The organism is Photobacterium sp. BZF1, from assembly GCF_014349205.1.
Lineage (GTDB): Bacteria > Pseudomonadota > Gammaproteobacteria > Enterobacterales > Vibrionaceae > Photobacterium.
The window spans coordinates 22,777-28,776 of the sequence record NZ_JACSOF010000082.1 but is presented as its reverse complement, the minus strand read 5'-3'; the positions used below and the strand labels follow the sequence as shown (position 1 = coordinate 28,776).

The 6,000-nt window shown below is 42.4% G+C and carries 6 protein-coding genes; 2 read left to right on the top strand and 4 right to left on the bottom strand.

Translation table 11 applies throughout. The annotated features are described in order from the left end of the window. Window positions 1–388 precede the first annotated feature (388 nt). Window positions 389–2,452, top strand: coding sequence for an EAL domain-containing protein (locus BIZ37_RS18005; protein ID WP_255526804.1), 2,064 nt, complete (start codon window positions 389–391; stop codon window positions 2,450–2,452). 33 nt (window positions 2,453–2,485) lie between these two features. Next, window positions 2,486–2,749 (top strand): DUF2960 domain-containing protein, encoded by a 264-nt coding sequence (locus tag BIZ37_RS18000; protein WP_107296989.1) that lies wholly within the window; start codon window positions 2,486–2,488, stop codon window positions 2,747–2,749. Between the two features lie 27 nt (window positions 2,750–2,776). On the opposite strand, the gene BIZ37_RS17995 is transcribed toward BIZ37_RS18000, so the two are convergent. From BIZ37_RS17995 to BIZ37_RS17980, 4 genes are all read right to left on the bottom strand, one after another. Then, window positions 2,777–3,616, bottom strand: a complete 840-nt coding sequence (locus tag BIZ37_RS17995; RefSeq protein ID WP_222939722.1) for a ceramidase — start codon at window positions 3,614–3,616, stop codon at window positions 2,777–2,779. A gap of 9 nt (window positions 3,617–3,625) precedes the next feature. Next, window positions 3,626–4,024, bottom strand: coding sequence for a globin (locus BIZ37_RS17990; protein ID WP_187462652.1), 399 nt, complete (start codon window positions 4,022–4,024; stop codon window positions 3,626–3,628). A 138-nt stretch (window positions 4,025–4,162) separates the two neighbouring features. Beyond that, complete coding sequence (gene rarD, locus BIZ37_RS17985) at window positions 4,163–5,059, bottom strand: EamA family transporter RarD (protein WP_187462651.1); 897 nt, start codon at window positions 5,057–5,059, stop codon at window positions 4,163–4,165. A gap of 202 nt (window positions 5,060–5,261) precedes the next feature. Then, a complete protein-coding gene (locus BIZ37_RS17980; protein ID WP_187462650.1) occupies window positions 5,262–5,858 on the bottom strand; it encodes a class I SAM-dependent methyltransferase in 597 nt (198 codons plus the stop codon). Window positions 5,859–6,000: the final 142 nt, after the last annotated feature.

The following is a 6,000-nucleotide window of genomic DNA, read 5'->3' as shown; positions in this document are numbered from 1 at the left end:
CACATAGATTCATTTTTATTAGTGTAAATTTGCAGTAAATTATTCTTTACTTTAATCGGATGAAATAATTTTATTTCAAGTCACTTTATGAATGTAAATATATATTTCGATATTTATTTTAATAATACATTTTGAGTGGTGACTTAGGGTATTAAATTTTAAATAGTATTGCTAGGGTTGATAAGTATGAATGAAGCTATGCCTTTTTGTTATTTAATTACATTGCTAGCAGTTTTTCTCTCTGTATAACATGTAACAGTAAGCTATATAAATTTAATTTAGTGTGCTTGTAAATCTAATTTGATATGATTAAAAGTAACAATTCGCTAGTTGTGATTTTTACCTAATGACTAAGTGTCGGCTTGGTTTATAAATTGGATAATTTACATTGCCTCAATTACTCTCAAAGTTATCTACTAATCCTATTTTAGTTGCTATCAGCAATGTCTTTATTATGGCATTGCCCGTCTCCTTGATAGCGGCTTTTTTCAATTTGCTCTCTATCTTCTCTGGGAGAGTGGGTTACGACAGTGTCAGTGTGACTCTCGGTTACGTGGGGGAGATGACAGGGCATATGTTCCCACTGCTGCTAAATATCTTTCTTGCAACGTATTACTCATCAATCTTGAGATTACCTAAACCTGCCCCCATTTCCTGTGCACTTGCTTCCTTTTTCATTATTTCCCAGCAATGGGGTTTTATTTCGTCAGTAATAGCTTTGCCCAATAATTTTGCTGTTGCATTACTGACGGCATATGCTTCATGTATCATTATTGCGAAAATAAATAAGCTCCGTTTGTTTAATATCGATAAGTTTATTAGCACTGTCGATTCGTCTATTCAGATGATTGTCACCTGTGTGCTGACATTGGCAATACTGACTTTCCTTTCTCACTTATTCTTCTTTATCTTTACCTTATTTATTCAGCCTGAAATTACACTTCCTGAGTTGGATCCAACCTCCTTTTATGATGGGCTATTTTACGAGTTTATCCGTGGTGTTTTATGGAGCGTTGGGGTCAATGGCCATAATATCCTGCATATGTACAAAACAGAGCTGTACGATATCAGCATAGCTAATATGGCGGATTGGAAGAACTTAGGCACTGACCTCAACATTATCAGTACTAACTTTTACGATTTCTTTACAGGAATGGGGGGCAGTGGTAATACGATAAGCCTTGTGCTCTGCATGCTTTTTTTTGCCAATGGTAAGGGATACCGCTTGCTTGCAAAGGCAGCTCTGATTTTGACTATTTTCAATATCAATGAGCCTATCCTTTTCGGTATTCCTGTGATTTTTAATCCTATCATGATTGTTCCATTCTTGAGTGTACCTCTTGTCAGCTTCATGCTGGCTTACGGGGCAACAGCCATTGGACTGATCCCGCCATTAAGTGAAGTTCACAGCTGGCTTTTACCTCCTATTTTTAGTGGATATGTCTCTTCAGGGGGATCTCTGTCGGTCGCCATATTCCAGCTGTTCCTTATTCTGTTGGGGATGGCCATCTATTACCCGTTCTTTAAAGTGATGGATAAGCGTTCCGTGGGGGTAGATGTGTCTTCTATATTTCGCACTCATGTGTTCAGGGACGATGAAGTGGCCGTAAAGTCTAAGTTGAATAGTTTTATTCCATCCATTCAGGACAATATAAACGCCCAGCGAGAAGTGGAGCAGCTTCAAAACAGTGGATCATTTGTGCTCTATTATCAGCCTCAAGTAGATATCAAAAGCTCTTCAGTGGTTGGTTTTGAAGCATTGATACGACACGAAGATGTTCAAGGACGCGTAAAGGGGCCGATTTTTCTGAAATCCTTTGGTCAGTTAGGGTTACTCTCTGATGTGGACTTTTGGGTATTGGAAAAAGCAATTTCTGATGCGTCAGAGATGGTGAATACGCCTAACTTCACTATTTCGGTTAACGTATCGGCGGATACGATGCTTAGAAAAGGGTTTGTTCAATCACTCAAACAGGTCATTGATTTGAGCAAGCTGAATTACAACCAAGTAGAGATTGAAGTCACCGAAGAACTACTGATCCAGGATGAGGTGAGAACGGCTGAGGTCATTCAGGAGATTAAAGCAATGGGGGTCTCTGTTGCTTTGGATGATTTTGGTACGGGGTACTCATCGCTGGCTTACCTCTCTCGCTTTGACTTTGATAAGATCAAAATTGATCGATCACTAGTGGAAAACCTAGATTCAGAGCGAGGTCGGAGTTTGTTTGATGTTGTCGTTCAACTTGGTCACATTACGCAAGCCAGAATAGTCGTGGAAGGTGTTGAGACGGCTCAAGAGCTAGACTTCATTCAAGAAAAAGGGGTGCAGTTTGTACAAGGTTTCTTCTTCTACCGGCCGATGACAAAAGCTCAGATTATGACTGAACATATTATGCCGACATGCTCAAACCAAACCGGAAAAAAGGTTTCATCTGAAATTGAAGTAGGGTAAATTCCCTGTCTTGATTTTGCTGTTGGAGGCGTTATGTCGCGCACTATTATTTATACCTATAAGAACGAAGAGAAAACAATCACGTTTTCTTACTCTCAGTATCATACGATTCATGAGGCGGTGGCAGCAGCAGAAGGCATTGATTTGACTGAATACCTCAAAATGGAACAGCAGGTAGAAGCGGTATCCTCAGGCAGCAAGGCGGTGAGGGATTTCCGTGATAGCCATTTCCGCAAGCTTGGTTTTGGCAAGATTGCCTTGATGCAAAAAGAAAACCGTGGTGTCGGCAAGAAATAAGCTGCTAAGCCCTACCATGAAGCCCTGCTAACCGCAGGGCTTTTTTGTCGCTGTTTTTTTCCAGCCAAGGTAGACGTAATAGCCAGCTATTGCTGCCAAGATATGTTTTATGGTGTGGCCACTAAGCAGTGAAGTCAGAGCATACAGTTCTTCATCGTTTGATTCGGCCCATTTGCAAACTACGTACAAACCAAGAGCGTAAAGGTAGTATTTTGTTGGGTTTTGCTTGTTGGGATAGAGCCAGACGATGAGGGGTATATGAATGATTGGAAGTAACTGAACCAATACATATGGGGCCATATCTCCACGTCCGGTAATGACATCTGTCATATACCAATAAACTACGGATACCACCCCATAGGCCAACGTTGGCAATAACATCGCCTTACCCAGTTTGGGTGAAAGGTATTCAGCCAGAATGATGCAATATAGGCTAATGAAACATACCGTAATGGGGATCCTATCTATCATCAAGGTAAAGGCACCGGGAGCCCAGTGATAAATACTGGACCCTAAACTAGCCCCGATAAGGCCGATGAAGAAGAGTTGGTAAGCAAAAGACATTGAAGGGATCAGGGCTAGGGGGTGGCGTTTGTTCTCGACTAGACCCATCACACCAACGATAAGAAAACCTGCATTGCTGATAACATCCCAGAAATGGGGGATACCAATCAACATACTTTGATCGGCATAGTCATAAAAATTACGGCTCTGTTTAATTGGGGAGAAATAGAGTGCTAGTGCGCCAAGAATTAGTGCGATCGCAATAAGTAAGATATATCGCCAATCGAACTTGGAACGTTTAATTGCGGCCGACTTTTTGTCTTGTTCGGATGTCGTATCATCGGGCTGAAAATTTGAGGACATGGTGTTTCCCTATATACATTCCTCTTTCATTATAGCGATGCCTGCTTTGAAGCAATCCCGCCATGCCTGTGCAATCTCATCATTGAACTTTGGGTCGCAGATCCGAACAGTTTCGAGTAGAGAGTCCAACCATATTTCAAAATCTTCTGGCCTTATACCTACACCATCAGGCCCATGGGCTTTACCATAACGGCGGATTCCTCCCCTTGCCTGATCTGAGGTAGACGCCAACATAATCATTGAAATCGAGAGCTTGAGCATCCTGATCTGGCGCTCCATATCGACACCTTTAAATATGTCTTTGAATCTTTCGTCTTTTGCCCAGAAGTGGCGGTAGAAAATAAGGAAGAACTGTTGGTTACGTTGGCAGCGCTCATAGCTGTCGTTAAAGATTTCGTGGGTATCCATACCTCAACGAGCCTCAATTTAATTCCATACAATTATTATGGCAATTAAAAACAACTATGCAATAGAGGTCATAGGGGAATCTTAATAAAGCCACTGAAAGTGATAACAATGAACTTTCAGTGGCTTACATTAGCGGCATTATGATGTTCTTAGCCGCTTCAGCGCTAGGCCGCTTAATGCTTCTAGGCTACAGAGAAGTAAACCTAGCCAAATGAAGCCGAAACTAACCGCTTTAACTTGATCAAACACTTCACCAAACAGGAAAACCGCGAGCAAGAACTGCAATGTCGGTTCAATGTACTGCATCAGGCCAACCATGGTTAAACTGGTACGGCTTATGGCTAGGGCAAAGAAAATCAAAGGTGCCAACGTTACTGGGGCTGAACCTACATAGAGCAATAGGGTCGTAAAGTCTGCAGAGAGTACTGTCGAGGTTTGGTTGGCATAGGTATACCCCAAGTACAACAGTGCAAACGGCGCGAGTATCACTGCCTCTATAGTTACCGAAGTAAGGGCATCGTAACGGATGTGTTTTTTACACAGGCCATAAATGGCAAAGAAGCTGCCCATGATTAATGAAATCCACGGTAGGTCGCCGTAGTGCCACACTTGGTAGCCAATTCCCAGAATACCCAAAACAACCGCTGCTGATTGCGCTTTGCTGAGCTTCTCCTTGAGGAACAGAACGCCCAGCGCAATGGCAAACAGAGGGTTGATAAAGAAACCTAAACTCGCAGCAAGTACTTGGTCATGGGTAATAGCCCAAGTAAAGGCATACCAAGATACGCACATGGTTAAACCGGCAATGCCAGCCATTACCAAGGAGCGCTTGTCTTGCCAAACCTCAACAAGTTTAGGCATTGGCCGACGTAATAGCAGCATCACTAGTAGCATGAACGGAATAGAAAAAACAATCCGAAAAGCTAGCAAATCATTGATATCTGCCCTTGGCAGAAATTGATAATAAAGAGGGAGGATCCCCCACAGCACAAAAGAAAATGCAGCAAGCGCATTTCCGGCACGCTGAGTGTGCATAGCAGCAAACCTACATAAGTTTATGAAAGACAAAAACCCAATAGCACTCATTCAAGGTATTGATTGAGTGTGACTTGGTGAAAACGCTGGTGGAACCTATTGAGGATGGCTATTTTGTCATGGATTCATCTAAACAAGAACAAAAAACGAACATGAACCGCTAGTTTTTTATTTCATATTAGATTGGCTGATATATTGGGTGTTACTTTTTCATCGCGATGATGGTATGGATCAGCCAAAGACGTTTTTTCCCGGTTAGATTCGCTGAGTACTCTTGCTTCTTCTTCCAGGAAATAATGTAAAAGTCAGCAAATAGCTGCTCAAGCTCAAACTGGCTGTGGGTTAGGATAGGTAAAGTTTCATTGGGCTCCAACGCTTCTTTGCCCAAGAAATGGCCGCAAAAAATCCCGCTTTTTTTCAGGCTATTAGAAATATTGGTCCAGAGTATATTGAAATCATGTGGTGTACAAAAGAACAGGCAGGCACTGGCGTTGATTAGGTTGGCCCGAGGGAACTCATAATCGGCAAAACTGCTTATTTGTATGTCCAAGTTGGGGTGGGCGCCGAGCAGCGGGTGTTCAGACAATGCAGCTAGGCGAGGACGGTCATTGTCAAAGGCATAGACATGATAGCCTTGCTCCAAGAGGTAAAGTGTATCTCTGCCATTACCGCAGGCACAATCAACTGCGACCTTTCTCTCTCCAAGTTCTCCGATGTACTCGTGGGCTTCTATGAGGTGCGATCGCGGATTCAGAATGGTCTGATTACTCAAGTTAGTTAGCCAGTCAACCGTTGCCATGCGATATCCTCTAGTACAGCCCGTTAAGTATTGTTGTTCCGGTCATCTAAACAAGTATAGCCACCTTCTGAGTGCTAAGGATAAAGAGGTAATAATCTGATGAAGTTAGCAGCAGATATCACGATAAATTGTACATCTTCTG

Excerpts from the sequence above, each read along its gene's own strand:
- BIZ37_RS18000 (WP_107296989.1), top strand. The coding sequence starts at position 2,486 with ATGTCGCGCACTATTATTTATACCTATAAGAACGAAGAGAAAACAATC.
- BIZ37_RS17995 (WP_222939722.1), bottom strand. The coding sequence starts at position 3,616 with ATGTCCTCAAATTTTCAGCCCGATGATACGACATCCGAACAAGACAAA.
- BIZ37_RS17990 (WP_187462652.1), bottom strand. The coding sequence starts at position 4,024 with ATGGATACCCACGAAATCTTTAACGACAGCTATGAGCGCTGCCAACGT.
- rarD (WP_187462651.1), bottom strand. The coding sequence starts at position 5,059 with ATGCACACTCAGCGTGCCGGAAATGCGCTTGCTGCATTTTCTTTTGTG.
- BIZ37_RS17980 (WP_187462650.1), bottom strand. The coding sequence starts at position 5,858 with ATGGCAACGGTTGACTGGCTAACTAACTTGAGTAATCAGACCATTCTG.